General features: G+C 39.3%; 20 protein-coding genes, 2 tRNA genes, 1 other RNA gene and 2 pseudogenes. 11 read left to right on the forward strand and 14 right to left on the reverse strand.

Annotated features, from left to right (window positions below; translation table 11 throughout):
- Positions 1-292: 292 nt before the first annotated feature.
- Positions 293-991: a hypothetical protein gene (locus BN8061_RS04405; protein WP_154662254.1), complete on the reverse strand. Its 699-nt coding sequence runs from the start codon at positions 989-991 to the stop codon at positions 293-295.
- A gap of 151 nt (positions 992-1142) precedes the next feature.
- Here BN8061_RS04405 and BN8061_RS12150 point away from each other — a divergent pair.
- Positions 1143-1353, forward strand: a pseudogene (locus tag BN8061_RS12150) (IS982 family transposase); the annotation flags it as partial.
- An 85-nt stretch (positions 1354-1438) separates the two neighbouring features.
- Positions 1439-2074, forward strand: coding sequence for a suppressor of fused domain protein (locus BN8061_RS04415; protein WP_068596843.1), 636 nt, complete (start codon positions 1439-1441; stop codon positions 2072-2074).
- 192 nt (positions 2075-2266) lie between these two features.
- Here BN8061_RS04415 and BN8061_RS04420 read toward each other — a convergent pair whose 3' ends face one another.
- From BN8061_RS04420 to BN8061_RS04430, 3 genes are all read right to left on the reverse strand, one after another.
- On the reverse strand, positions 2267-3676 hold the full coding sequence (locus tag BN8061_RS04420; protein WP_068596846.1) for an amino acid permease: 1410 nt from the start codon (positions 3674-3676) through the stop codon (positions 2267-2269).
- A gap of 129 nt (positions 3677-3805) precedes the next feature.
- A tRNA-Pro gene (locus BN8061_RS04425) sits at positions 3806-3880 on the reverse strand.
- A 130-nt stretch (positions 3881-4010) separates the two neighbouring features.
- Positions 4011-4574, reverse strand: coding sequence for an anthranilate synthase component II (locus tag BN8061_RS04430; protein ID WP_068596847.1), 564 nt, complete (start codon positions 4572-4574; stop codon positions 4011-4013).
- A 221-nt stretch (positions 4575-4795) separates the two neighbouring features.
- Between BN8061_RS04430 and BN8061_RS04435 the strand changes: the two genes are divergently transcribed.
- Entirely contained in the window at positions 4796-5554 is a 759-nt protein-coding gene (locus BN8061_RS04435; RefSeq protein WP_068596849.1) for an enoyl-CoA hydratase/isomerase family protein, read from the forward strand.
- Positions 5555-6325 (forward strand): enoyl-CoA hydratase/isomerase family protein, encoded by a 771-nt coding sequence (locus BN8061_RS04440; protein WP_068596851.1) that lies wholly within the window; start codon positions 5555-5557, stop codon positions 6323-6325.
- 68 nt (positions 6326-6393) lie between these two features.
- Here BN8061_RS04440 and BN8061_RS04445 read toward each other — a convergent pair whose 3' ends face one another.
- The 3 genes from BN8061_RS04445 to BN8061_RS04455 all read right to left on the reverse strand — a co-directional run bounded on the left by BN8061_RS04445 (position 6394) and on the right by BN8061_RS04455 (position 10509).
- Positions 6394-8550: a peptidylprolyl isomerase gene (locus BN8061_RS04445; RefSeq protein ID WP_068596853.1), complete on the reverse strand. Its 2157-nt coding sequence runs from the start codon at positions 8548-8550 to the stop codon at positions 6394-6396.
- 90 nt (positions 8551-8640) lie between these two features.
- Positions 8641-9219, reverse strand: coding sequence for an LPS export ABC transporter periplasmic protein LptC (gene lptC, locus BN8061_RS04450; RefSeq protein WP_068596855.1), 579 nt, complete (start codon positions 9217-9219; stop codon positions 8641-8643).
- Positions 9220-9222: 3 nt separating this feature from the next.
- Positions 9223-10509, reverse strand: a complete 1287-nt coding sequence (locus BN8061_RS04455; protein WP_068597937.1) for a BamG family beta-barrel-assembly machinery protein — start codon at positions 10507-10509, stop codon at positions 9223-9225.
- 232 nt (positions 10510-10741) lie between these two features.
- Between BN8061_RS04455 and BN8061_RS04460 the strand changes: the two genes are divergently transcribed.
- The 6 genes from BN8061_RS04460 (at position 10742) to meaB (ending at position 17354) form a co-directional block, all read left to right on the forward strand.
- Positions 10742-10814 (forward strand) — tRNA-Phe (locus BN8061_RS04460).
- 161 nt (positions 10815-10975) lie between these two features.
- The gene (locus tag BN8061_RS04465) at positions 10976-11563 is read left to right on the forward strand and encodes a riboflavin synthase (protein WP_068596857.1); all 588 of its coding nucleotides are present in this window, start codon (positions 10976-10978) and stop codon (positions 11561-11563) included.
- Between the two features lie 8 nt (positions 11564-11571).
- Positions 11572-13026 (forward strand): sensor histidine kinase, encoded by a 1455-nt coding sequence (locus BN8061_RS04470; RefSeq protein WP_068596859.1) that lies wholly within the window; start codon positions 11572-11574, stop codon positions 13024-13026.
- Positions 13019-13726 carry a tRNA1(Val) (adenine(37)-N6)-methyltransferase gene (locus BN8061_RS04475; RefSeq protein WP_068596861.1) on the forward strand — a complete coding sequence of 236 codons (708 nt, stop codon included), beginning with the start codon at positions 13019-13021 and terminating at the stop codon, positions 13724-13726. Before BN8061_RS04470 ends, BN8061_RS04475 begins: the two co-directional genes overlap by 8 nt.
- 219 nt (positions 13727-13945) lie before the next feature.
- Positions 13946-16213 (forward strand): aconitate hydratase, encoded by a 2268-nt coding sequence (locus tag BN8061_RS04480; protein WP_068596863.1) that lies wholly within the window; start codon positions 13946-13948, stop codon positions 16211-16213.
- Between the two features lie 193 nt (positions 16214-16406).
- Positions 16407-17354, forward strand: a complete 948-nt coding sequence (meaB, locus tag BN8061_RS04485; protein WP_068596865.1) for a methylmalonyl Co-A mutase-associated GTPase MeaB — start codon at positions 16407-16409, stop codon at positions 17352-17354.
- 6 nt (positions 17355-17360) lie between these two features.
- On the opposite strand, the gene BN8061_RS04490 is transcribed toward meaB, so the two are convergent.
- The 4 genes and pseudogenes from BN8061_RS04490 to BN8061_RS04500 all read right to left on the reverse strand — a co-directional run bounded on the left by BN8061_RS04490 (position 17361) and on the right by BN8061_RS04500 (position 19851).
- A complete protein-coding gene (locus BN8061_RS04490) occupies positions 17361-17717 on the reverse strand; it encodes a DUF779 domain-containing protein (protein ID WP_068596866.1) in 357 nt (118 codons plus the stop codon).
- Between the two features lie 8 nt (positions 17718-17725).
- Entirely contained in the window at positions 17726-18337 is a 612-nt protein-coding gene (locus tag BN8061_RS12275) for a zinc-binding dehydrogenase (protein WP_262509367.1), read from the reverse strand.
- On the reverse strand, positions 18337-18771 hold the full coding sequence (locus BN8061_RS12280; protein ID WP_262509368.1) for an alcohol dehydrogenase catalytic domain-containing protein: 435 nt from the start codon (positions 18769-18771) through the stop codon (positions 18337-18339). The genes BN8061_RS12275 and BN8061_RS12280 overlap by 1 nt, the downstream gene beginning before the upstream one ends.
- 23 nt (positions 18772-18794) lie before the next feature.
- A pseudogene (locus BN8061_RS04500) lies at positions 18795-19851 on the reverse strand (aldehyde dehydrogenase family protein).
- Between the two features lie 180 nt (positions 19852-20031).
- Here BN8061_RS04500 and ssrA point away from each other — a divergent pair.
- Positions 20032-20432, forward strand: a transfer-messenger RNA (tmRNA) gene (gene ssrA / locus BN8061_RS04505).
- A 33-nt stretch (positions 20433-20465) separates the two neighbouring features.
- On the opposite strand, the gene BN8061_RS12155 is transcribed toward ssrA, so the two are convergent.
- From BN8061_RS12155 to BN8061_RS04520, 3 genes are all read right to left on the reverse strand, one after another.
- The gene (locus BN8061_RS12155) at positions 20466-20663 is read right to left on the reverse strand and encodes a hypothetical protein (RefSeq protein WP_235802684.1); all 198 of its coding nucleotides are present in this window, start codon (positions 20661-20663) and stop codon (positions 20466-20468) included.
- A gap of 514 nt (positions 20664-21177) precedes the next feature.
- The gene (locus BN8061_RS04515; protein ID WP_068596868.1) at positions 21178-22113 is read right to left on the reverse strand and encodes a hypothetical protein; all 936 of its coding nucleotides are present in this window, start codon (positions 22111-22113) and stop codon (positions 21178-21180) included.
- 6 nt (positions 22114-22119) lie between these two features.
- Positions 22120-23349: a polysaccharide deacetylase family protein gene (locus tag BN8061_RS04520; protein WP_154662255.1), complete on the reverse strand. Its 1230-nt coding sequence runs from the start codon at positions 23347-23349 to the stop codon at positions 22120-22122.
- Positions 23350-23395 lie beyond the last annotated feature (46 nt).

The raw sequence follows: 23395 nt of genomic DNA on the forward strand, positions 1-23395 counted from the left end.
AAAGCTATGGTGAATATTTGGTAAGAGCTATCGATTAAAAACATGAGCAAAGTTTCTGGCGTTTCACAAAACATAGATTGATAAAGCCCAATGATTTAGAAATCAATATTATATCACATTTAAGGATGCGATTTCTACTTGAAAAAGGATAACCCAGAATAAAAAAAAACAATAAAAACTAAAAAAATATGGATAACTTTCTTAACGACTAAGTCTAAAAGTTACCCACATTCTTATGTTTTACAAAAAAAATATTTTAAAAAAAACGCTGATTTTGAAGTTTTAAATCTATTTATCGATACTTCGTTACACTTAAACAAACATTAGAATATGATGAGGATGTTCTTTTTTGCCCATAATATGATATTCTAAAAAAATCCATATCCGTTAATTGTGTTCCGGTTACGTTTTGGTCTGTAAAAAATAGAAATTCACCTGCATACTCCACATCCCAATTTAAGTTCCCCGTCATATGTACCCATGTATTGGGAGGTAACGGTACATAACCCTTAGAAGAACCATTTCCTCCCATACTTGAAGTATAGCCCTGCACCGTGGTAGTTTTATTGTTTCTGATTTGAAGATAATTTCCTGAACTTCCAGCTGTGTTCACATGATAGCTGAAAGAGAAATCCTCAAAATCAATTTGAGCTACTCCTTGATTGTTAACTTCAGAAAAATTTTGTGAAGTGGAAGCATAACATGCATTTTGCGAAACATTTGAAGACTCCTTAGGCACATAGTTTACAGTTCCAAACACTCCATTTTGATCAGCAACAACTGTGCGTGTTGCAACAAAATTATTTGTCCCCGCCGTACCATCAGCCAAAGTATTAATAGAATTAGTAGAACCATTATTGGGAAGGCTCTGCACTCTTACCGTACCACTGACATCAAATTTTTCAGTAGGAGTTTCGGTATTTACACCTACTTGTGCATTTGCAAGAAAAGCTCCTGCAAAGACCATTAACAAAGATAAGTTTTTCTTCATAATTAAATTTTTTTTACATAAGATTTCATTAAAACATGTTTAAGATTTACAAAAAGAAATTCTTTATCAGGTAAGAAAATTACAAAAATTAGGCTAAAAATCCAAATAACCTCAGTTCGATTAATACAACAAAACCAACTGATTAGCATTCTATGTCATCAGAAAATCCAGAAAGAGAATTGAGACCTTATTCTTCCAACTCTAAGACCAATTTTAGGATTCGAAGCAATTACGCAAAAACTTTCAATAGATTTAAAACGACAGTTTTGAGTAAAATAACCGCGCTGACCATTATCCAATTTGTAAATGTTTTTGTATTCGGTAGAAAAATGAACAACATTAAAGTTTCAATTATTAAATAATGCACTACGGGCGACACTATATTTTGAGAACCGAAATAAGAATCTCTTTTTTATACATCATCCTTTTTGTACCTTTGCAACTCACATGAATTTACAAGAATATCAATCAACATTTAACGAAAATCAGGCGGTAGGCGCTTTGTTTGTCGAGCATTCGATAAAAGAATTATATCCAGCACTTACACCCAATTTTTACTCGCCTCAAGTATTGAGTTTTCAAGGAGGAGAGGATGCGCTGGATGGCGTAGCCATTTACAAGACGGCAGATTATTATCATCTGATAAGTTACGGAATGTCTCAATTGTATTACAACGAAGAGGCAGTCGGACAAGAATACAGCAAATGGGGATTTGAATTTTCGATGCGCATCAAGCCTTTTGAGGGCGATAATGGTGAAGAGCCTTTTTGGGCTATACAATTGATGCAAAATCTGGGGAGGTTTGTGTACGATACGCAAATTTATTTCGACGAAAATCAGTTCATTCCCCTGGGAGGGCCAATTCGAGAGGATGCCGATACCGCGATTGTAGGCGTGATTTTTATAAAGGATGTTGAACTTGGCGAAATTAATACGCCACACGGGAAAGTTAAATTTTTGCAAATGGTTGGCATCGATCAATCTACCTTGACTGATTTAGAAACAGATCCGTCTCCAGAGCACATCCGAGTTGTGATCGAATCGATTTCAAAAAACAATCCCATATTTGTCAACCAATTATAAACGCTTGCACCATCAAACAATAATAAAATAAAGTTAAAGTGTATCATCGGTAAAACAGATAAACCAGATACACCTTATATTTGTCATACAATTTTCTTCGTCATCAGAAGAATAAGTATTTTTCATAGGTTTTAGGTTGGTAAATTAAGTTTAACTTAGTTTGAGCGTCTCAATTCGTTTTGAGACGCTTTTTTATTTCAAAATTCTAAACATTATGTACAACACCAACATCCATATCGGAATCAAAATTACCTGAATGTGCATGCCGGTCACCAACATCAAAACCAAAATTCCAATCAAAAATAAAATACACAAGTAATTAGAAAACGGATAAAATAAGGTCGGAAATACGGTAGCAAGCCTATTCTTCATTTTAAAATTCTTGAACTTCATATGCGTAATGCTGATCATCAACCAGTTGATGATAAGGGACGAAACCACGAGCGTCATCAAATATTCGAAAGCTTTTTCGGGAAACAAATAATTGATGATTACACACAATGCTGCAAAAAACGACGAGACCAAAATTGCATTTACAGGCACATGGTATGCGTTTACTTTTTTCAGAAACGACGGCGCATTTCCTTGCTCGGCCAAGCCCAAAAGCATCCTACTATTGCTATAAACACTACTATTGTACACCGAAAGTGCAGCAGTGAGCACGATGATGTTGAGTACGTTTTGAATCAGCACATTACCCGATATTTCGTTACCCATGAAACGAAAATATAAGCCATTCAGATTATCGAATACCGTGATGAATGGGCTAGAATCTGTCGTGATGGTTTTCCAAGGCGATAGGGAGAATAGGATAATAAGCGAGCCAACATAGAAAATCAAAATTCGATAAATAACCTGATTGGTAGCTTTCGGGATGGTTTTTTCTGGGTTTTTTGCCTCCGCAGCGGTAATTCCGATAAGTTCCAAACCACCAAAAGAAAACATGATAAGAGCCATGGCGGCCAACAAACCTTCGTAACCATTTTCGGTCTTATTGAACCAACCTTTCGGAAAAAAGCCTCCATCGTTCCATAAATTGTTTATGGTTGCGGTTTCGCCTCCCGTGCCACTGATCAACAGATATGTACCAAAAACAATCATGGCAACAATTGCCACAACTTTGATAATAGCAAACCAAAATTCGGTTTCGCCAAACAGTTTTACCGAACCAAGATTGAGTGCGTTGATGGTGATAAAAAAGAAAAGGCTTGACGCCCAAAGCGGAATTTCGGGCCACCAGAAGTTGATGTAAATGCCTACCGCAGTAAGCTCTGCCATACTCACCAAAATGTAAAGAATCCAATAATTCCATCCAGAAGCAAACCCTGGGAAATTCCCCCAATATTTGTAAGCAAAGAAACTGAAGCTCCCCGATACGGGTTCATCAACAACCATTTCGCCCAGTTGCCGCATGATGAAAAAGGCGATGACACCCGCCAAAGCATAACCTAGAATTACAGCAGGTCCAGCCAAAACCGCTGCTGCGCCTATGCCAAGAAACAAGCCTGTACCAATGGCACCTCCCAAGGCAATTAATTGAATATGACGATTAGATAGCCCTCGTTGTAGCGACCTATTTTCTGTTTCGTTTTGTTTGTCCACCCGTGTTGTGTATAAATTTATTTTTAAATATATAAAAATTCAGTTTGCAACGAAACGCTAAAAAGAGAAAATTGGAAAATATTTTGGTACAAAAACAAAAAACCTTTCATCAAATGATGAAAGGTTTTGTCGGGGTGGCAGGATTCGAACCTGCGACCTCCTGGTCCCAAACCAGGCGCGATGACCGGGCTACGCTACACCCCGATTCGGTCATTGAGGATGCAAATATAGAACATGTTCTGAAATTTCCAAATTATTTTTTGGGATAAATTTTACTGAAGTTTGTCATTCGAACGCCTCGCTGATTTTAAATCTTTTCTACTCTTTTCGTCGTTTAGGCTTCTAACCAGTTTTTGAGCAGCTCGTCTCCAAAGGGTGTCAAGATAGATTCTGGATGAAATTGCACGCCTCTTACATCGTAGGTTTTGTGTCGTAAAGCCATGATTTCACCCTCTGGACCAACAGCCGTGATTTCTAATTCCTCAGGGAAATCATCGCGCGAAACCACCCAAGAATGGTAACGACCAACTTCAAACCGTTGCGGTAAATGAGCAAATAATCGATCTGGCACGATGACCGCTATCTCAGATTTTATACCGTGAAACACCCTTTCGGTGTTGTGCAGTTTTCCGCCAAAAACCTCAGCGATGGCTTGTTGTCCGAGGCATACGCCCAAAATCGATTTGCTTGCGGCGTATGCTTGAATTATGGGTTTGAGCATATTTGCTTCATCTGGAATTCCTGGACCAGGTGACAACAATATTTTATCGTAAAGTTTTACCTCTTCCAATGCGATTTCGTCGTTCCGTTTTACCGTAATATTTTGTGCAAACTTCTTCAGGCTATGCACCAGATTGTAGGTGAAAGAATCGTAATTGTCGAGTACCAATATTTTCATAAGTCTATTTTTTTCGATTAAAAATGTTGCTTTGCAAAGTACTCCAAGTTGATGATTTGCTTCTGCTAATCTGGGTGTTACATCGGGTTTTTGTGCGTGTTGAATTGGCGTGTCGAATAGATTGCCATTTTCTTGTAAACAAATGTATTAATAGATTTTAGAACGTGGCAAATTATTTTAAGTAAAAAAAATCACTTATTTTTAAAAAAAAAAATTCAAAAATGAACGAATATATCGAATACCAAATCAATAAAGATGTGGCGACCTTAGAGTTTTACCACGAAAAGAGCAACTCGTTTCCTTCTACATTATTAGATCGTTTTATAGAGGTCATAGAAGAATTGGGCATAAATAATGAGGTGAAAGTGATCATTTTGCGCAGCAAGGGCGATCGTGTTTTTTCTGCCGGAGCTTCTTTTGATGAATTGTTGATCATAGAGGATTTCGAAACAGGTAAAAAATTCTTTTCTGGTTTTGCAAGAGTAATTTTGGCAATGAAAAACTGCCCGAAATTTATTATCGGTTGCATCAATGGTAAAGTTGTTGGAGGAGGCGTTGGCATTGTATCGGCTTGCGATTATGCGATAGCAGACGAAACGGCATATCTGAAGCTGAGCGAACTGTCGATTGGCATAGGACCATTTGTTATAGAGCCAGCAATAACGAGGAAAGTAGGGATCACCGCATTTACCGAAATGACATTGAATCCAACAAATTGGATACATCCATTTTGGGCAAAAGAAAAAGGATTGTATACAGAGGTTTTGAACACCGAAAAGCAAACCATGCAACGTGCAGCAGAGTTGGCACAACAGTTAGCTCGATACAGCTCGGAGGCGATGAAAAAACTAAAAACTGTTTTCTGGCAACAAACCGATAATTGGGACAATTTGTTGCTCGAACGAGCAGCGATGAGTGGTGAATTGGTTTTGTCTGATTTTACAAAAGAAACATTGAACAAATTTAAAAATAAGAACTAAATGGATTTCCAAAATTTAATTGTCGAAGTAGAAAATAAAATTGCAGTGGTCACGCTAAATCGTCCACAAGCTTTGAATGCGTTGAACAAAGATTTGTTGAGCGAGTTGTCAACATTCTTCAGCACAGCTCAGGATAACGAAGAAATACGCGTCGTCATCTTAACGGGTTCTGGTGAAAAATCTTTTGTCGCTGGCGCGGATATTAAAGAGTTTTCTGATTTCAATGGTGCGCAAGGACAAGAATTGGCGGCGCAAGGGCAGACAACCGTTTTCGATAAAATAGAAAATTTTACAAAACCAGTAATTGCCGCAATCAATGGTTTTGCTTTGGGAGGTGGACTAGAATTGGCGATGGCTGCGCATTTCAGAATTGCTTCTAAAAATGCTAAATTGGGTTTACCAGAGGTTACCTTGGGGTTGATACCAGGCTATGGCGGTACGCAACGTTTGCCAAAGCTGATTGGTAAAGGTCGTGCCATGCAAGCCATCATGACTGCCGAAATGTTTTCTGCTGATCGTGCTTATGAAATTGGTTTGGTGAACGTAGTGGTCGATCAAGCCGATTTAATTGCTCGTGCCAAAGAAATCGCAGCTCGCATTACACAAAATTCGTCTATGGCAATAGCGCGTGCCATAACGGCGGTCAATGCGTTTGATAAAGAACAAGGTTTTGCTATCGAAATCGAGAGCTTTGGGAATTTGTTCGATCAAGAAGATTTCAAAGAAGGGACAGCTGCTTTCATCGAAAAACGAAAACCGAATTTTAAATAAGTTAGACCATCGAACAAAAAAAATCCACTCGATCGAGTGGATTTTTTTATAATATTATCGATTCGTTTCTAACGGCTCATCACTCGCGAACGATTGTCTTTGATGTCTGCCGCTTCGATCAAACTTGGTAATAAGTTTTGTTGAATACGATTTTTCAGACTTCGAGTCATATTGTCTAATAATTGAGAACCGTTTTGATTCTGAGGTTTGATTTTCGATTTCGTGATCACATAATACACGCCTGCATTCCCTTCGATGGCTTTAGAAGAGGTGTTTTCTTTGATTCCGAAAGCCACGCCAGCAACACGCGGTTCTATACCAGTTGAGATGTTTGCATTTGCAAAGTTGATGTTTTCTGAGAATTTTGTGGCTCCTAATTTCGATACAAAAGCATTTAGACCTCCATTTCCGATGGTTTCGTTTACTTTAGCGGTGATTATTTGTCGACGCACAATCGGTTCTACAATTTCTCTTGCTACGCTCACTGCTGCCAATCCTGCTCCAAATTTGTCTTCTACGTGTACCACGATATAATCTCCGTAGTTTGTCGTAAATAGATTTGTATCGCCTTTGTTGGTTTTTTTGTTGAATGCCCAACCTAAAATCGCGTCGTCTTGGTCGTTGGGAATATCTTGTCCAATTGTTGGCGCAAATCGTTCCAATCCTTGTGTCTTATTGGTTACATAACCTTTTTTCTTCGCCAAATCGGTAAATACGTTCAACGATTTTCCGTTTACCGACTGAACATAAGAACGAGCATCTGTAAAGGCTTTGTCTGTTGTCGCTTTCGATGGCTTGATACGTTTTACCAAATGAGCAACCTGATAAGCAGTTTTAGATTTTGCTTCGTCTACCTTGATGATGTGGTATCCAAATTCAGATTCCACGATATCGATTGTGCCTACTGGTTTGTTGAAGATGAATTGGCTATAAACTGGAGTTAAACCGTTTTGTTGTCCAACCCAACCAATGCTCCCTTTTTGTGTTGCTGAGCCTTTGTCGTCTGAGTATTTTTCTGCCAATGCTCCGAAGTTGCCTGTTTTAGCTTCAGCTAAATAGTGGTCGGCCAATTTTTTTGCTTCTTCTTTGCTTCTTGTGATGTTTTGTCCGGCAGGACTTCCTTTATAAGCAACCAAAATATGAGAAGATTTTACAGAGTCTCGTACATCTTTGGCTTTAGACAATTTGTATAATTGATAGGTGTTTTGAATTTTGAATGGTCCTCCCACTTGCCCAACTTGTGCTCCGTTCAAGAAGTTCTGAGCTTCTGCAGGCAATCCAAAACTTTTGATTTGATCTTTTGTAAAATATTGCGAGATGAAGGCATCGTCTGAGTTTTGGGCAATATAAGCAGAGTCGTTTTTGGCTTGTGCAAATCCTACGATGGTGTCAGTAATGCCATTTTCTTGGTCTGTTTTTATTTGCGTCGCCAAATACGCATTGATGTTTTTCAGTGCAACTTGTTCATCCGAAGCCGATGCTTTTGCAGGGAAGTAAGTGTACGCCAGTTTTACCATTGGTTCTACTTCGAACTGCTTAGGGTATTTTTTTACATAAGCATTGATGTCTTCGTCAGAAACTTTGATGTTCAGCTTTTTTGCCAAAGATTCGTAGTCCAAATAAGCGAAATCAATGGTTGCGGTCTCTGCATTATAGGTTTGTTGGATGTCTGCTTCTTTAGAAGTAGCAAACGCTCCGGCTGTTACATAGCTTGTGTATTTCTGATTCAATAGCTGTGCCCTTATCGAGTTGGCGGTGCTCAACCAGCCTTCGTATTGTTGCAATGCGTTTGGATCTGTTGCTGCCATTTGCTCTAATTGAGCGACTTGGTTTCGAGCTTCGTCACCAGAAGCCATCCCGAAGTTTTGGGCTACAAAATCCCAAAATTCGTTATCAGAAACTTTTAGACCTATCTTCTCTGCAATTTGTTGGATAAGTTTTGTGGATACCAAGTTGTTCCAAGTTTGCTGTGCTGCTTGGTTTGGGGTAATGTTCTGACCCTGATTTTGCATCATGTTTGTGGTAAGATTCACTGCGTTTTGATATTCACCAATCCCGATATCTTCACCATTTATAGAGCCTACAATGTTGGGGTCACCAGCAAAAATTTTTCGAATTGCCGAGTTCTCGCTGAACAAATCTCCAGCAACGAATGCCAACAATGCAACACCAATTACGACCATTATAACCCAAGGTCTTCTACGAATTTCTCCTAAAACTGCCATTTTGCAATAATTGTATAAATTTTATAGGTTGCGAAAATACGACAAACCATTGAATTATAAAATATTTCTTAAAAATTGATATTAAAATGCTTAAAAAGATTTGGATTCATCGACCCAGATAAATCCTTGGTTGTTGAAAAGGGTATAACGTTCGAGGTTATCGGTCGCTTCTAATCCGTTGCGCGCATGCAAAGAATCACCGTTTTTAGAGATTAAAAAAACCTCTTTGGTGGTGTAGATTCGTTTGTCTGTTCTATTCCAAAAAAGATGTTCTGTTTTCAAAGAATCTCCGGCGTCGTTGACCAAAATTACATTTCCTTTGCCTTCGTATAGATTGGTAGCATCGTTCAATTTTGCCCAGTTTGCCTGTAAATATCCAGGTTTGTTTTTATTTTTTTCGTAAAAATCTAAATCGACACCTTTCGGGAAAAGCGTGTAAGGAGAGTCGACGAGCTGATACATTTCGATCAGTGGCGAACGCAAATCCATCTGAATGCTTCCTGAATCTTTGTGTAAAATGTGCGCGTTGAAGATTACTTTGTCTGGAAAGTCTATTTTTTTAGAAGCGTCCAACAGGTCTGTTTTCCGATCACAGGAAGTCAATAAAAAAATAAAGCTAATCAAAAAACTAACTTTATTGATACAGGATATGCTACGCGATGCAATCATGGATTAATCGATCACACGCTTTCTGAACCAAATGTCGTTGAAATCGAACCCAACTCGGAAGCCTAAATAATTTTCCTGAATCAGGTTGTAGTCTGTCGAGCCTCTTTTGCCGTATTCCAATGCAATGTTCAACATCGAACCATCGTTTGTTTTTCCTACTGGCAAACCGAAGCCTAAAGTCGCTCCATATCGGTTGATTTGATGTTGGTTGATGTAGAATCCGCCTTTTTCGTAATACACACCCGCGCGGTAGATGACGCGGTCGAAATAGCTTTTGTAACTGTTGAAATTAGGTATGAAATAACCTCCCAATGCCAAACGATAACTGTCTTTGTGTGCGACCTGACTCAAATAGGATTGATTTTCATCATATACTGGATTTTCGAACTGCGACCAACCTGTATATTTAGCCTCTGCCGCAATATTCCATTTTAAATCCTTTCCGAATGCAGCCGCCAAACTCACTTGATGCGGTAATTGAGCTTTTGCCTCCTTGTCGTGACGAAAAGAGATGGTGTCTAAATTGATCATACTCGAACCGTTGTAGGTATAAGTCGTGATGAGGTTGGTGTATTGTGCTTTGATTTTTGACCCTAAGGTATAGGTTGCTCCAACATTTAATCGGTAATCGTTGTTCAATTTTTTGTTGTAAACCGTACCCAACGCAAATTGGTATCCCGAATACGAAACATTGGTGTCGTGATCTGTCAAGAGCGATGCACCATCTACCGAAATGATTTCATTTTTTTCTTGATCACCAAACAAGAATCCAGCTCTAATACCCACCGATAATTCTGGTGTAATGTTTCGGTTGTAGAAAGCATGCACCGTGTTGATTCCGCCGTTTGCTTTGTTTTGTGCATTGATTGGATTTTGACTTGTAGAATCTATCTTCAAGACATTGTAACCAGTCGTTGTATAGGGTTGATAACCAAATCCAGCTTGGCTTTTCGCCGAAAGCGGAAACGCCAAAGATAGGTTAGAAATATAAGCAGTCCCGGCATTTTCTTTCTTATCACTGAATTTGAATTGCGTGTTGTCGCCTCGCAAACTGACATTGAAATTTACCATTCGAAGCGCAGCATTGGCTGCAGGATTATAAAAATTTGCACTTTGCCCGTACGGATTCGCATTCAGTGTAGAAATGCCTGCCATACCGCCTTGTTCGGTGTTGTTATCGAACAAAGGTTCGCCAATTCCGTAACCAGAATAAGGTGAACTTGATAACTCTTGTGCCTGAATCGATTGTAGTGTAAAAAGCACGATTCCACTAATAATCCATTTTTTCATCGAAAATTTTTTCATGTAAATTGGGTACAAATATGATGATTTGTTATCAAATTGAAAAATATACGTTCACTAAAATGCTGTTAAGATGATATTAAAGTTTGACAATCATCACAAAAATTATCGTTTCGAAATGATTCGGAATCAATTTATAAGAAAGAAAAAGCAGGAAAGAGGTGAAAAAAACTTTTTGAAGTTTAGAAAAAGCCATTATATTTGCATCCGAAATTGAGTTGGTGCCTTAGCTCAGTTGGTAGAGCAAAGGACTGAAAATCCTTGTGTCCCTGGTTCGATTCCTGGAGGCACCACAGCAATCCCGTAGAAATTGATTTCTATGGGATTTTTTTATTCCACGCAAAATTTCTTCAATCTTCCCCAAATAGTAAGAAGCAGTTTTTCTACCAAAACATAAAGGCACGATTTCTGAAACTCCAATACTTTTTTGTAATATTGCTGAAACTTATACACGATGTTTACAGGAATTGTAGAAAATTTAGGAGTTGTTACGAAAATAGAAGCAGAAGAATCGAATCTACACTTTTGGCTTAGCGCTGAGTTCGACGAAGAATTGACAATCGATCAGAGTATTGCCCATAATGGCGTTTGCCTTACGGTGGTAGAAATCAACGGCAACGATTATAGAGTTACCGCAATTCAAGAGACATTAGACAAAACCAATTTAGGACTTCTGAAAGTGAACGATCTGGTCAATCTAGAACGTTGCGTACGCCTCAGTGCAAGATTAGACGGGCATATTGTGCAAGGACATGTAGACCAGACAGGAAAAGTAAAAGAAATACAAGAACTCAACGGAAGCCATGTACTGACGATTTCTTATGACGAAGAATTGTTTGGCAATGTAACGGTAGAAAAAGGATCTATCTGTCTCAACGGTGTGAGTCTCACAGTGGTAGATAGCAAAGTGGGCGAATTTTCGGTTGCCATTATCCCGTATACATGGGAATTTACCAACCTGAGCAAGCTCGAAATTGGCGATAAGGTAAATCTAGAATTTGATATCATTGGCAAATACATCAAACGGCTTACCCAACGTTAAGAAAGAACATGACTAAAAAGAATCGAACAATAAAAACCTCGCTTTCACTTCGAATATTCCTCGGGATGTTTGGGGTGATTATCGTTATTGCCATTTCGATTCTGATCATTACCATCAATCATTATAGCCAACAAACCAATCAGTATCACTTAGATTTGCTTCAGCGCAAAGAACAAACCGTGTTGGCATTGATTGATTACGAAATCATCGATTACTCGTTAGGTGAAGATAAAGAAGACATTTTGGATGTACTGCAAAGTAAAATTCTGAAGTTTCAAGACATCAGTAAAATGGATATCATCATTTACGATGTTCGAGGGAATTTTATAGAATCTACACAGGTTCGTCCGCCAAAGTACAAAGTAATTCCGACAGCAATTCTCAAAAAATTAGATCAAAAAGGATATTATCGCGATTACCCAACTCCAGACGAAAAAGGCGACAATCTCTACAGCACATTCAATTACCTGAAAGATGTACGAGGAGAGCGCATTGGGATAATCAACCTGCCCTATTATACCGACAATTCGTTTTTAGAAGAAGACAAGCAGTCGTTGCTGAAACTTTTCGGTGCGGTACTTTTATTTGTGATTGTGTTCGGAGGTTTGATCTCTTGGCGTATATCTCGCCAAATTACCAATAGACTGCGAATGTTTGCCAACAAAATTCTCGATACCCACGTGGTTGGGAATACCCGACCTCTAGATTATCAAGGGAATGATGAAATACGCATTTTGGTAGACTCGTACAACGAAATGTTGCAAAAATTAAAAGAACAATCAGAGCAAATAGCTACAATCGAAAGAGAAGAAGCTTGGCGCGATTTGGCAAAACAGGTTGCCCACGAAGTGAAAAATCCGCTGACTCCAATGAAGTTGATGATTCAGAATTATGCAAGAAAATTTGATCCAAATGACGAACAACTCGAAGAGAAAACCAAAGCTTTGACCACAACCCTGTTGGACCAGATCAACACCATTTCGACTATGGCAGAAGCCTTTTCCGATTTCGCCAAAATACCAGACCGAAATGACGAGAACACAGACATTGTAGCGGCTGTAGAAAACTGTTTGTCGATATTTCCACAAAAATACATCAGCTTTTCTTCGACAGAGCCAGAAATTATCCATCGAATCGATAAAGTGTACCTCAACCGCATCATCACCAATCTTACCAAAAATGCAATCCAATCTGTGCCGAGCGATAGAATACCCGACATTCGGATTTCGGTAGAACGAAAAGCAGAGCGAATTGTGTTGAAAATTGCCGACAATGGCAATGGAATTCCAAAAGAAATTGGCAATAAGATTTTCACCCCAAAATTCACCACCAAAAATAGCGGTATGGGCATCGGGCTGTCGATGGTAAAGAAAATTATCGAAGATTACAATGGCGTAATCCGATTCGTGAGCGAAGAGGGCAAAGGAACCACATTTATTATAAGCCTCCCGTTGAATGAATGATCAACCTTTTCTATTCAAACAATTTAGCATTCATCAAGATCAATGCGCGATGAAAGTCGGCACAGATGGTGTTTTGTTAGGAGCTTGGGCAGATGGTACACACGCTTGTCAAGCCTTGGATATTGGAACAGGAACTGGACTTGTCGCATTGATGCTGGCACAGCGTTTCCCTACACTCAAGATAGATGCGATAGAGTTGGATGGGGACGCTTCGGAACAAGCGTTTGCTAATGTGTCGAATAGCAAGTTTCATCGGCAGATTGCGGTTTATCATGCAGATTTTATGACCTTCGAACCGTCTAAAAAATATGATTTAATTGTCTCCAATCCGCCGTTTTTCGAAGACAACAAAAAGATGGAATTGAACAATCGAAAAATTGCTCGACAACAGCAAAATATGAGCATTGAACAACTGATCTTTCGTGCTAAAGGAATGCTGTCTACCCAAGGTAAAATTTCGTTGATTCTTCCTTACCAGCAGCTCGATTCTGTTCGCGAAATTGCGCAACAACATTCCTTATATTTTCACAAACAAACCAATGTCAAAGGAAATGAACGAACGACGTATAAACGAGTTTTGATCACTTTAGGACTTCATCAAGTTGCGTTTGAAGAAGACGAGTTGATCATCGAAAAAGAACGCCATCAGTACACAGAAGACTACGTAAAATTGACCAAAGATTTTTACCTGAAAATGTAATGATTTTGTAGCTAATCTTTTTTAGGTTTTTGTTCCAAAATCTTTCGCCGCATGCGTTGGGAAAGAATGTCATCCGAATCAGAAATCATCAAAACTTGACCGATTTTGAGGGCAAATCGGCATATTGTCAGAGAATATTCAAAAAAGCTGTGTTCAATTCTTAAATATTCAGTAAATTGTAATCTCAAAAAAAATAACTAAAACTATTAAACAGAAATTATGGCATTTGATATTGAAATGATCAAGGGAGTCTATGCTAGAATGAAAGAACGTGTAGACCTAGCAAGACAGGTTGTAGGACGACCTTTAACCTACTCGGAGAAAATTTTATACGCACACCTATCCGAAGGAAATCCAACGCAAGCATACAAAAGAGGTGAATCGTATGTTGATTTCGATCCCGATCGTGTTGCCATGCAAGACGCAACGGCTCAGATGGCGTTGTTACAATTTATGCAGGCAGGGAAAAGCAAAACCGCTGTGCCAAGTACCGTACATTGCGACCACTTGATTCAAGCAAAAGTTGGAGCAAAAACAGATTTGAAAGAAGCAATCAATAAATCATCAGAAGTTTTCAACTTTTTAGAATCAGTTTCTAATAAATACGGAATCGGATTCTGGAAGCCAGGAGCAGGGATCATTCACCAAGTGGTGTTAGAAAATTATGCATTTCCTGGAGGAATGATGATCGGGACTGATTCGCATACACCAAATGCGGGCGGACTAGGAATGGTGGCGATTGGAGTTGGTGGTGCCGATGCCGTTGATGTAATGGCCGGAATGCCATGGGAGCTGAAAATGCCAAAACTGATTGGAGTAAAATTAACTGGAAAATTGAACGGTTGGGCGTCGCCAAAAGACGTAATCTTAGAAGTTGCCGGCTTGTTAACCGTAAAAGGCGGAACAGGAGCAATTGTAGAATACTTTGGCGAAGGAGCAGAGTCGCTCTCTGCAACAGGTAAAGGAACTATCTGTAACATGGGTGCCGAAATCGGAGCAACCACTTCTATCTTTGCCTACGACCAAGCCTCGGAGCGATACCTAAGAGCCACCGACCGTAACGATGTTGCCGATGCAGCAAATGAGCTGAAGGCTTATTTACGTTCTGATGATGAGGTCTATGAAAATCCAACACAATTTTTCGATCAATTGATCGAGATTAATTTATCTGAATTAGAACCAAGATTGAACGGTCCTTTCACTCCAGATTTGATGACGCCTGTGTCTAAAATGAAAGATACAGCAAATGCAAACGATTGGCCGCTTACTGTTGAGTGGGGATTAATCGGTTCTTGTACCAATTCGTCTTACGAAGATTTGTCGCGTGCTGCTTCTATTGCAAAACAAGCGGTTGAAAAAGGATTGGAAACCAAAGCTTCTTTTGGAATCAACCCAGGATCAGAACAGGTGCGATTTACTGCAGAACGAGACGGAATTCTAAAGCCATTCAACGATCTTGACGCAGTGATTTTTACAAACGCATGTGGACCGTGTATCGGACAATGGGATCGAGAAGGTGCAGATAAAGAAGAGAAAAACACCATTGTACACTCATTCAACCGAAACTTTAAAAAACGTGCCGATGGAAATCCAAATACCTACGCATTTGTAACTTCGCCAGAAATGGTGGCAGCCATCGCCATTGCAGGTCGATTGGATTTCAATCCGCTTACTGATACTTTAGTTAACAAAAATGGAGAGGAAGTAAAATTAGATCCACCAAAAGGTGATGAGTTGCCATCAAAAGGTTTTTCTTACGAAGACAACGGTTACCAAGAGCCAGTGAAAGACGGTTCGAATGTAGAAGTAATTGTAAATCCAAACTCAGAAAGATTACAATTGTTAGAAGGCTTCCAACCTTGGAATGGTGAAAACATTACCGGAGCGAGATTGTTGATCAAAGCCTACGGAAAATGTACAACCGATCACATTTCGATGGCAGGACCATGGTTGAGATTTAGAGGTCACTTAGACAACATATCAAACAACACTTTGATAGGAGCTGTAAATGCGTTTAACCAAGAAGTAAACAGCGTAAAAAATCAGCTTACTGGCACTTACGGGCCAGTGCCAGATACTGCCCGAGCATATAAAGCAGCCGGCGTTCCTTCTGTCATTGTGGGTGATGAGAACTACGGCGAAGGTTCTTCTCGTGAGCATGCCGCAATGCAACCTCGTCACTTGGGTGTTGTAGCTGTTTTGGTTAGATCATTTGCACGTATCCACGAAACGAATTTGAAGAAACAAGGATTGTTGGCGCTTACCTTTGCCAATAAAGATGACTATGATAAAATCTTGGAGGATGATGTGATAAACTTTGTCGATCTGAAAGATTTTGCACCAGAAAAACCTCTAACGATAGAGTTGGTACATGCTGATGGTACAACGGATACCATTTTGGCAAACCATACGTATAATGCTGCCCAAATCGAATGGTTCAAAGCAGGTTCAGCTTTAAATCTGATCAAAAAGCAGCAACAATCATAATGGATTAAGGCTTATTCAGGTCTAAATAAAACCTCTTTTCATAGAAAAGAGGTTTTTTAATGGCCTTGGATAAATGATAGACGGTAAATTTCACCTCAACTTATCTCATCTTAAAAAGTGCTATCGATTAGTTGATAAAAGACTTTCATTTTACTGTAGTCTTTTTTTATCTTTAGACTTCAAAAGTTAAAGAATGCAACTCAACCTTTTCAAAGAAGAAATCATACGTGGCAATATCACCTACCTCAGCAAGGCGATTACGCTCGCAGAAAGTACACGCTCTGATCATCAAGATTTTGTACAAACCTTGATAAAAGAGCTGAATCCCTACCGAAAAAAATCGAAAAGGATTGCAGTTACGGGAATACCTGGCGTAGGGAAAAGTACATTTATAGAAGCGCTTGGCAAACATATCGTGAAGCGTAAGCAACAATTAGCGGTTTTGGCAATCGACCCGAGCAGTTCGCTGTCTAAAGGTAGTATTTTGGGTGATAAAACTAGGATGGAAGATTTGGCGAGAGAAGAGTTGGCATACATTAGACCTAGTGCAAACAACGGGACTTTGGGCGGGATAACGGCTCGCACCTACGAGAGTATTTTGCTGTGCGAAGCGGCGGGTTTCGATAATATTCTCATCGAGACGGTTGGGGTTGGACAGTCTGAGGTCTTGGTGAGCTCGATGACCGATTTGTTTCTTTTCTTGCAATTGCCGGGTTCTGGCGATGATTTACAAGGAATAAAACGCGGAATTATGGAAATGGCCGACATTATTTTTGTCAACAAAATCGATGTCTTTGAGGAGAAAATGTACAAAGACGCCAAACTGGATATTGTACGTTCTTTACAGTTTTTGCCTACCAAAAATTCGCAATGGAAAAGGAAAATAATCATGGGTTCTGGACTGAAAGGGAACGGCGTTGCCGAGTTGTGGGATCTGATAGAAGATTATTTTGCACACATAGAAGCCAATCGGTATTATGAAAAAAATCGTGCAGCACAACACAAGGCGCAGTCGATCAATTATATACACGAGTTGGCTTTGAATAAAATAAAAAAGCAGCTTTTGGATAATCCGTTTGTAGAGGATAATTCAAAAACTGCTTTTGAAGATGCCAAAGAATGGTTCGACAAGTTCAACTAGATTTCATTATGTTTCACAGGAGCCAATTGTTCGATTAAATAAGCGATATTCTATGCGAAATGTTTTGCCCAAAGGAATTTCTAGAGAAAAACCACCGGTTCCAAAACCATCGGCAACATCGAGCATAAAAAGTGCATTTTTCCAGTATTCGAATAAATCTTTATCGACCCAAAATTCGGTTCCTTCAATTTCGCCAATGCATACATCATTAGCTCTCAAGTAGAAACCGCCTTTTTCGAAACATTGCGGCTGCGTGCCTTCGCAACAACCTCCAGCTTGGTAAAGCATCAATTCGCCATGTGTTTCCTTCAACTCACGCAACAACGCTATTGCTGCTGGTTTTGCGTCTAGTCTACTGATCATTTGATATATTAATTTGACAAATCGTTAGAAATAATCACTTTTATTGCCTTTTCTTTAGCAGCATTCAGGAACACGTCATAGGCTTTCTCGATCTCAGAAAGTTTGAAATGATGCGTGATCAATTTGTCTAAATTGAATTTTTTGGCAGCCGTGGTTTTCAGCAACATCGGGGTTGTATTGGTGTTTACTAACCCTGTGCGTACGGTAATGTTTTTTATCCATAATTTTTGGATATCAAAAGTTACGCTTTGGCCATGAACTCCAACATTGGCAATATATCCTCCTGCTTTGATGATTTTCTGACAAACGTCCCAGGTAGAAGGGATACCAACCGCTTCAATTGCACCATCTATTCCGCCTTCGAACATTTCTAAAACTTTTTCCACAGCGTCAGTCGAACCCGAATTGATGACATCTGTGGCGCCTAATTCTTTGGACAATTCGAGGCGATTATCATCCAAGTCGATCATGATGATTCTTGCCGGAGAATACAATTGAGCGGTCAACAATACTGCCAATCCCACAGGTCCTGCACCTACAATAGCAATGGTATCGCCAGGTTTTACATTTCCGTATTGTACCCCAATTTCGTGTCCGGTTGGGAGAATATCACTTAGCATCACGGCTTATCCTCGCTAATGCTTTCTGGAATTTTGTACAAACTGTTGTCGGCATGCGGAATGCGTACATATTCTGCTTGCATCCCGTCGATCATATAGCCCAAAATCCAGCTTCCATCTTTACAGTGTGCATACAATTGTTTTTTACAATACTCACAAGAGCCACCTACAGTAACGCATGAGATCAGTACTTTGTCGCCAACTTTAAAATTGGTTACACTTTCTCCCACCTCTTCAACAATTCCGACACCTTCGTGTCCTAAGGTTCGACCAGATTCTACTTCCGGATTTTTACCTTTGTAAATTCCGAGGTCTGTACCGCAGATTGTCGTTTTCAAAACTTTTACAATCACATCGGTTGGTTTCAAAATCGACGGTTTTTTTTTGTCGACTAGTGCAATGTCATGCTCTCCGTTGTATACTAATGCTTTCATAATCAATTGTTTTTGTAGGTTTGTCAGAAAAATCCTAATTTGTTTTTGTTATAAGAAATCAACATGTTTTTGGTCTGACGGTAATAATCCAACATCATTTTGTGGTTTTCCCGGCCAATACCCGATGGTTTGTATCCACCGAATGGTGCACCTGCCGGATAGCTATGGTACTGATTTACCCATACACGTCCTGCTTTGATAGCTCTTGGAACCTGATACAGCTCGTGTGCATCACGCGTCCAAACTCCAGCTCCTAAACCATAAATGGTGTCGTTTGCGATTTCGATGGCTTCGTCTACGTCTTTGAAAGTCGTTACCGCCACCACAGGTCCAAAAATTTCTTCTTGGAAAACTCGCATTTTATTGTGTCCTTTCAACAAGGTTGGTTTTATATAATAACCGTTGTCGATGTCACCGCCCAGCTTGTTTGCTTCACCACCGGTTAATACCTTTGCGCCTTCTACGATTCCTAGATTGATGTAGCCAAGAATTTTGTCGTATTGTATTTTCGATGCTTGCGCTCCCATCATGATGCTTGGGTCTAATGGGTTACCAACTTTTATCGCTTCGGTGCGTTGAATTACTTTTTCTATAAATCGTTCGTAAATCGACTCTTGAATCAGCAAGCGAGACGGACAGGTACAGATTTCACCCTGATTTAAAGCGAATAATACAGCACCTTCTATCGCTTTGTCTAAGAAAGCATCGTCTTCATCCATTACCGATTCGAAGAATACGTTTGGAGATTTACCTCCCAATTCTAAAGTTACCGGAATGATATTTTCGGTTGCATATTGCATTACCAAACGCCCTGTTGCGGTAGAACCGGTAAAGGCAGCTTTAGCAATTTTAGGATTGGTTACCAAAGGGCGACCCCATTCCGATCATGGACCAGGTTTCGAAAGCTTAGGACGCCGCCTCAACAGCCAAATCCAAATCTTCTTTGGTCGAATGTGCCGCTTGCGTAAAGACTTGTCCAGTAAGTGGGGTAATCACATCGAAATATTTACTTTGTGTAGGCGCCACAAATTTGCCATTGATGTAGTTGTCGTATTGTTTTTTAAATTCGGGAAGTTGCATTAAATTACTTATAAGTGTTATTTTTTTTAATTAACTTCATCAATTTACGAGAATTCGATGGTAAAAAGTATTTACAAAATGTTAAATCGTCAATTTGGCAGTCGGAAATAAAAATATGTCGGTATACGATAATTGGTTTAATATTTGTAATATTGCAATCCAATTCTTATTCGAATACCTGGGGCTGACTGGTTTTGACAGCAAGGTTAATGGGTAAGTAAGCATGTCGTGACAGGTTGTGTACTCACGTTAATCAGGCACTTCGACTTTTTAACTGGCAACGAAGAATACGCTTTAGCTGCTTAATCGACCGAATTATAGTAAGTCTCAAGCCACGTTCGTACAAGGTACGAAAGCTGAATGTCCCTCAAAAGCCTCGCCTTACGGCGTTTGATTTAGGGGCACAGGAATGTAAGGATAGGTAAGGCTTGGCTTCGCGGCCTGACCGAAATCTTAGAAGCTAAGCTGTAAACAAGGTGTTTGTTCCTGGTTTGCAGACGAAAACGATAAACAAACTAAGCATGTAGAAAGCTTATTGGTTACTTGTTTGGACGCGGGTTCGAATCCCGCCAGCTCCACTTTTTTATTGATTATAAATTGGTTGGCTGAATAAGCTATTCCATCAATTCATTATCCAGTCTAATTTCTCCAGAAATTAAAGCTTCTTGTAAAGAAATTTGATAGTTTTTATTTTCGAATGTAGTGTTTAAAGAATAACCGTCATCATTAAAATTCCAATCTACAACTTCAAAGTCTTTACCTGCAATTTTTTTGGCATTGTTAGATTTTGGTAATTCTTGTATTTTATCCAAAGCTTCGGCGCCCTATTGCACCGCAGTAGCTGTTCGGTAAACCTTCATAGATTCTGACAATACTTTCATACTTCCAGCTCCTACGCCTACAGCAACCGCTCCGCTACTGGCTACATTTGCTACCAATCCTAATAGTTGGGTATTGAGTTTTTTACAGGCTTCACAAACATAAAATCTTTTCCTACAGGGAGAAAAACTTTAATTTTATCGCCTTTTTTGATCCTGATCGAATCGTTGATAATCAGTTCGTCTACTGTGTTCTGAATAGAAGTAGGTACGATTTGAGCAGCTGCAAAATTGACAAATCAGAGTCGCAATAAATATAAATGTTTACATATTGTTTAGTATTAAGATATTAAATTGCTGTATTTAACTTAGCTTTTTTTTAAAAATTTTACCGCAATTTACTTTTCTTATTGAATTAAAAAAAATGATTTTTTCTTAGACAAAAAAGCAATCAAAGTCAAAAAATTCCAGCTTCTTATTGGCATTTCAACTCATCAAGATATGAACGCTATTCGTAATAGGCTATTTGTCGCGTGAGCGTTTGAACGAGGCGACCATTTTGTGAGACAACGCAACGAGTCCAATTTCCATAGTGATCGTAATCGTACTCAAATGTAAAATGAGCCAGCGTGGCGTCAGATTCTTTATTTTTTTTCTTTAAGGAAACCAACTCTTGGTTTCGGTAAACTCCTTCGCGAATCACGTTCATGGCTTCGTCGGTTGTTCGCAACGTGAGGCTGTTGCTCCCGTATTCTGCAAAGGCATAAGTTTTTCTGTTCTGAATATTTTTTTCGATTCCAATCGTTCTTCCTTTCTCATCCGAAATCAAATATTCGATCAAACCCTTGCTTCCATTGAAGTTGATGAGCTCGGTTTTTACCAGCTGATGGTTGGAGTTGTAGGAGAAATTTACCTCGTTCGATTTCACGCCATTTATCCAATCGGTGATTTGTTCTAAGTCTTCACCATAACGAAAAGTTGACTGAAACTGCGTGGTGTTGGTCTTGGTCGATCTTGTATAACTCTCACTCAACAATTGATCACCTTTGTATTGATACAATTTATAATCTTGTACCCTCGAAGGTTCTTCGCCATTTTGGATAATGGTTTGTGAGTATTCAATCAACCGATTTGTTGCGTTGTATACAAAGGTTTCTTGGGAATATAAGCCCAAGCGTTTCCCGTATTCTAAGTAATTGGCTCGACTTACCATATTGCCATTTCGGTCGAATTCATAGCCGACGGCATTGAAATATTCTGTATCGAGAAATCCAGTTGCATACCGATGGTAAGCATCAACCGCCGAAGTTTTTATTTTCTTAATTTTTCCAACCAACGAAAAATCTTTCAAATTGGTTTTAGGACGCTGAATTTGCTCGCTGCCGAGTTGTGCAACAGCCAAATTACTAAGCAAAAGAAAGCTGATGTGGTATAAAGTTTTCATATTTTTTTAGTCAAAAATGCTTTCGTAAACGATCTTCCAATCTTCCCAATCGTTAGTGAAGTTGGATTGATGAAAAATACAAACGAAATTCCCGTGGTATTGTTTTACAAGCTTCTTCAAATTTTTCAGTTCCAAAATGGCATCTTTGGGCGACAATTGCAGGTAATTTCGCAGGGTGACATCCATCGCTACAAAAGGATAAATCCTCAGATCGGTTTGTTGATTTTTCTCGAGGTCGTACCACCAAAAATCATGCGAGGTTCCCGCCCGAAAACCCAATCGATGAGCAAATCCCATGCTATAATCTTCTTTTATGGCCAATTGCAACAAATCTCGGTAAGTTTTCGGAAGATGTAGTTTGATGAAATGTTGTCGCGAACGCGTGATTTTTTTTCCCAAAATCGACTCAAGTTCCCTGATTTCAGCTGCCAAGATGTTCGCCTCTGCGCTGGATGCATACGAAGGATGAATGCCAATGTTGGCGTATTGTGCGACTTCTTGTATCAATCGCCGATGAGCGCGATTGTCTGCAGATAGGTTTTTATCGTACCGAGTTCCTTTGCCCAACAACCAAAAGTAAAGCGATTCTACCTGATGTTGCGCTGCTAAGGTTTTTAAGTATTGAAATTTGTCGTAAGGATCCAATTTTCTATTGGATAAAACTTGAATTTGAAGTTTGCATTCTTGCCAATTTCCGCTGACAAAATTCTTGATCAACGACAGAAAATTTTTCTTGAAACCGTGATGTAGATATTTCCAAACGAAATCGACGTCGTAGGTATTGAGCTGTCGAAAAGTTTTGGTCTTAAATTTTAGATTGGGATAAAAAGTTTGAAGCTCTGTACGGATTTTTTCTACCAATTCATCGACCTGCGGAATGGAATAATCTAAATCTGATCCTAAAAATCGCTGATGTTGATCGAACTCATTGGCTGTTGCAAAATATTCCTCGTACCGAGAAAGCCAAAAGAAAATTATGGAAAGAGGAGACAAAATCGAATAGTCCAACTTCGCCCGAATGGTATTTTCGGTTAGGATTTCATCCGTCAACAAAACCAATTCATCGGAAAGTTTTTCTTTTGCCAATTTTATTTTTGGCAATGCAGTATTTCGATACGCTTCTTCGTTGGTCGATGTGCTGATCTTCAAACCAAAATTTTCGACCAATACAAACTCCAACACATAGTGCATGCGTGGGGTGAATTGCGGTGCGTAGATGAAAAGCGTATCGTTCAAACCCAAAAAAACTTTAATCGATTTTAAAAATACAGCATTTTATCGA

Origin of the sequence: Vaginella massiliensis, assembly GCF_900089075.1 — a bacterium.
Lineage (GTDB): Bacteria > Bacteroidota > Bacteroidia > Flavobacteriales > Weeksellaceae > Weeksella > Weeksella massiliensis_A.

Bases quoted from the DNA above. Each gene is read 5' to 3' on its own strand.
- BN8061_RS04465 (WP_068596857.1), top strand. From the start codon at position 10,976: ATGTTTACAGGAATTGTAGAAAATTTAGGAGTTGTTACGAAAATAGAA.
- BN8061_RS04445 (WP_068596853.1), bottom strand. From the start codon at position 8,550: ATGGCAGTTTTAGGAGAAATTCGTAGAAGACCTTGGGTTATAATGGTC.
- BN8061_RS04435 (WP_068596849.1), top strand. From the start codon at position 4,796: ATGAACGAATATATCGAATACCAAATCAATAAAGATGTGGCGACCTTA.
- BN8061_RS04475 (WP_068596861.1), top strand. From the start codon at position 13,019: ATGAATGATCAACCTTTTCTATTCAAACAATTTAGCATTCATCAAGAT.
- BN8061_RS04455 (WP_068597937.1), bottom strand. From the start codon at position 10,509: ATGAAAAAATGGATTATTAGTGGAATCGTGCTTTTTACACTACAATCG.
- lptC (WP_068596855.1), bottom strand. From the start codon at position 9,219: ATGATTGCATCGCGTAGCATATCCTGTATCAATAAAGTTAGTTTTTTG.
- BN8061_RS04430 (WP_068596847.1), bottom strand. From the start codon at position 4,574: ATGAAAATATTGGTACTCGACAATTACGATTCTTTCACCTACAATCTG.
- BN8061_RS04405 (WP_154662254.1), bottom strand. From the start codon at position 991: ATGAAGAAAAACTTATCTTTGTTAATGGTCTTTGCAGGAGCTTTTCTT.
- BN8061_RS04480 (WP_068596863.1), top strand. From the start codon at position 13,946: ATGGCATTTGATATTGAAATGATCAAGGGAGTCTATGCTAGAATGAAA.
- BN8061_RS04470 (WP_068596859.1), top strand. From the start codon at position 11,572: ATGACTAAAAAGAATCGAACAATAAAAACCTCGCTTTCACTTCGAATA.
- BN8061_RS04490 (WP_068596866.1), bottom strand. From the start codon at position 17,717: ATGATCAGTAGACTAGACGCAAAACCAGCAGCAATAGCGTTGTTGCGT.
- BN8061_RS12280 (WP_262509368.1), bottom strand. From the start codon at position 18,771: ATGAAAGCATTAGTATACAACGGAGAGCATGACATTGCACTAGTCGAC.
- BN8061_RS04440 (WP_068596851.1), top strand. From the start codon at position 5,555: ATGGATTTCCAAAATTTAATTGTCGAAGTAGAAAATAAAATTGCAGTG.
- meaB (WP_068596865.1), top strand. From the start codon at position 16,407: ATGCAACTCAACCTTTTCAAAGAAGAAATCATACGTGGCAATATCACC.
- BN8061_RS04415 (WP_068596843.1), top strand. From the start codon at position 1,439: ATGAATTTACAAGAATATCAATCAACATTTAACGAAAATCAGGCGGTA.
- BN8061_RS04515 (WP_068596868.1), bottom strand. From the start codon at position 22,113: ATGAAAACTTTATACCACATCAGCTTTCTTTTGCTTAGTAATTTGGCT.
- BN8061_RS12275 (WP_262509367.1), bottom strand. From the start codon at position 18,337: ATGCTAAGTGATATTCTCCCAACCGGACACGAAATTGGGGTACAATAC.